The 3,936-nt window shown below is 29.6% G+C and carries 3 protein-coding genes; all 3 read right to left on the bottom strand.

From position 1 onward, the window contains the following. Positions 1-32 precede the first annotated feature (32 nt). Complete coding sequence (locus VK071_05060; protein ID HLR34685.1) at positions 33-743, bottom strand: LytTR family DNA-binding domain-containing protein; 711 nt, start codon at positions 741-743, stop codon at positions 33-35. A 181-nt stretch (positions 744-924) separates the two neighbouring features. Beyond that, the gene (locus tag VK071_05055; protein HLR34684.1) at positions 925-2,259 is read right to left on the bottom strand and encodes an APC family permease; all 1,335 of its coding nucleotides are present in this window, start codon (positions 2,257-2,259) and stop codon (positions 925-927) included. An 83-nt stretch (positions 2,260-2,342) separates the two neighbouring features. Continuing rightward, positions 2,343-3,936, bottom strand: a 1,594-nt coding sequence (locus VK071_05050; GenBank protein ID HLR34683.1) for an FAD-dependent oxidoreductase, incomplete at its 5' end; no start/stop codon positions are given.

The following is a 3,936-nucleotide window of genomic DNA, read 5'->3' as shown; positions in this document are numbered from 1 at the left end:
AATATCAAAAAAACTCATTATAGTTAATTCAACTAATCCCATAGATCTTTACTCCTTAAATAATCTTTATATTTCCTACCAATTGGTATAGGAAACTCTATTCCTTTAAGATAGATGTTGTAGTCAGACTTATCAACCTTTTCAATATAATCTGTATTTACTATATATCCTCTATGACATTGAATAAAATTATCGGTAAGGTTGTCCATTAATCCCTTTAAAGTATACCTAGGTAAATCAATCTGTTCTTTTATAGTTGTAATAATTACTTTTCCATATCTAGATTCAATATGAACAATTTCATCTTGAGCTATAATATAATGGTAATCTTTTTGTTTCAGCTTAAGTTCTGCTCTTTTCTTGTCTTTTTTAATTCCATAGTTAATTATAGTTTCTAAGGCATCCTTTACTTCCCTTTCTTTAAAAGGCTTTATTATATAATCATAGCAATGTATCTCCTTAAAGGCTACTAACTCCCTTGTAGGAATTGCAGTGATAAATATAATAGGGGTTAACTTGTAATAATCAATACTCCTTATCTCTTTAGCTAATTCAAATCCTGAGTAATCTTTAAGTTGAATGTCTAATAAAAATGCGTCATAATTAATATTTTTTGCATAATTTAAGGCTTCTTGGGCATAACCAGTTATGGATACTTCTATATCATTGTTTATAGACCTAACCATTTTCGCTAGTCCATTAGCAACTAGCGCTTCATCCTCAACAATTAATAAATTTGCCATATAAGTCACCTCTTTACTATTAATTTTTTATGCATTACTTATTTATATTATATTGGAAAAATATTGCACATTCAAATGTTTTATGCTTTTTTTCGTTAAAATAGTAATATAAAAAAGCCCTGGAAAATCCCAAAGGCTTTTTATATTATTTAATATCAATTCCATTCTATTTTTCAGGGCCTTAAACCTCATAGCCAGGTACTACTTTTGCATAAAATCCTATTCCTAGGATTATCCAGCAAACTAATGCTATTAAGGACTCTTTTCCCAATGTGGCTGGAGAACTCGGAATTAAAAGTAGTAATATAAATGAAGTGCTTATAACCACTCCTAAGGCTGATACAACTTTTCTAAATGTACTTTCACCTTTTTTGATAGATATTAAGCAAACATACAGATAAGCAATAGCTGCACCTAAAGAAGACATATCTACAATCCATAAAATAACCTCTCGCCCGAACCAAGGAGCCATTAAGCTAATAATTGTTGCAAATACAATTGTGTTTTTAAAGACTCCGTTTTTATTTGTTAATCCAAACTCTTTAGGAAGCATATTATAATTGGCTATTGAGCCCATTAACTTACTGGTACATATCATAAATCCATTAATTCCACTTGTAACAGCAGCGCTTAAAGCTATTACTAATAATAAAAATCCAGTCCTACCTAAATTAGTTAATATTCCTGTACCTAAAGCCCAGTCTAAGGCTACAGCTTCTTCTGGAGAATACATTAAGGCAGTAGTAATATTTAATATATTGTACATCGTACTAGCTAATATTAAAGATATTACAGTTATAAAAGAAGCCTTTTTAGCACTAAAATTAAACTCTTTACTTATTTGGGGTATAGAATCAAAACCTACAAAAAGAAAAGGCACTATTGCAAGAACCTTTGACACTTCTCCTAAATTAAACCTATAGTTTAAAATATAATTATTTTGTATAATACTTCTATCAGCCTTTAAAAACATAGTAGTAAAAATTGAAAATACTAAAATAACTAAAGTAAGTATAATCATATTTTGAACTTTACTAGATTCCTTTAATCCTTTTATATTTAAATATGCAAATAATAGTACAATTAAATTAGACATTAAAACTTCACCTAAATAAACTTCATATCCTGCAATAGTATATAAATATCCATATTCCAAAACATTTCCAAATATTTTATTTATTACTAAAGGAAAAGCAGTACTATTTAAAGGAATCATAGTTAAATAGGCTAATAGTAAAAACCAACCTACTATAAATCCATGAACTCTACCATAATTCTTATATGTATAAGAGAACTCTCCACCTTCACCTTCATGATTTTCCATCATAACCCTATAACTACTTTCGATAATTATTATACAAAAAGCTCCAAGAAAAAGACCTATGGCTGTATTTATAACTCCAGCTTCCTTTAAAAATTTAGTTCCAGGCAACATAAAGGAACCCCATCCAATAATGGAACCTAAAACTATAGAAAATACATCTATTTTACCTAAATCAGAATTCATTTCCTTCATACCTCTCACCTCTATTCTCTATAAACAAGTTATGCAAAAGCATACTTATGCCTTTGCATAACATTTTAAAACTAAGGTTAACTTTATTCAAAATTATATTTTGTTACAATTGGTTCTCTATCTAAGACTTGATCGTTGTAATATTCATAAAATGATAGTCCCATAAAACTACCAGAAACATTATAGACATTATCATATCCCTTATTTACCAAGGTCATTACTGCATTATAACTTCTTTGACCACTTCTACAATGTAAATAAACAGGTCTATCTTTAGGTACTTCATCTATTCTATCTCTGAATTCTTTTAATGGTATATTTTTAGCACCTTTTATATGGCCTTCTTCAAATTCATCTTCATCTCTAACATCTATTATATAGGCTCCACTTTCTACTAAGCCTCTAATTTCATCAACATGGACTTGTTTAAATTTACTATGCAATATATTTAATCCTACTAAAGCAGCTAAATTAACTACATCCCTTGCCGTTCCAAAAGGTGGTGCATAACATAGTTCTAAATCCTTTAAATCTTCTAAGGTTCCATTAAACTTAATTAAAGTAGCAATAACATCTATTCTTTTATCTACATTTCCTTTACCTATAGCTTGGGCTCCTAATATTCTTCCTGTAGGTACTTCAAATAATAGTTTAAAATAAATAGGTTCACTATCAGGCATTATTCCAACTTTATCTTGAGGAATAATTAATACAGAATCATAATTAATCTTCATACCTGTAGCTTTTATTAATCCTTCATTTAATCCTGTAGACGCCCCGTTATAGTCAAATACTCTAATAACAGAGGAACCTATAACACCTGTATTATTTACAGGTTTTCCATAAATATGGTCTGCTGCATCTCTTGCTTGCCTTTGAGCAGGACCTGCCAAGGATAATTTACTATAAGAATGAAGTAATCTATTATAAACCTCTATAGCATCTCCTACTGCGTATATGTTTTTATCACTAGTTCTAAAGTTTTGATTTACTTTAATGGCTCCAGTTTCCCCTATTTCAAGACCAGCTTTCTTAGCCAAAGTTGTTTCAGGGGATACACCTATAGCCATTACAATAGCATCAGTTTTAATTTTTTTCCCTGAGCCTAATATCACAGTATCTTTTTCAAATCTTTCTACCTTATCATTTAATATTAATTCAATGCCTTTATCATAAATTTCTTTGTGTAGTATTTGAGCCATATCATAATCAAAAGGTCTCATAACTTGATCCATAGCTTCTATTAATGTAACATTATATCCAGCTAATTTTAAGTTTTCTGCTGCCTCAATACCTATAAATCCTCCACCTATTACAGATACATCCTTACAATTATCCTCTTTTAAGAACACGCTTAACTTAGCTATATCTACTACATTTCTTATAGTAAATACGTTTACATCTTTAATACCTTCAAAAGGCGGCACTATTGGGTTAGCCCCTGGTGATAAAATTAACTTATCATATTTTTCTATATATTCTTCTTCAGTTATAATATGCTTTACCTTTACCTCTTTATTTTCTCTATCTATATCAACAACTTTATTATAAACTCTGGCGTCTATCCTATACTCATTGTAAAATTGATCTGGCTTCATAAGTACTAACTCTTCATGATCCTCAATTAATCCACTTAAATGGAATGGAAGGGCACAATTTGAAAAAGAAACATGAGGT

It is taken from the genome of Tissierellales bacterium (assembly GCA_035301805.1).
GTDB lineage: Bacteria > Bacillota > Clostridia > Tissierellales > DATGTQ01 > DATGTQ01.
This window is presented reverse-complemented; position numbering and strand designations above follow the sequence as displayed.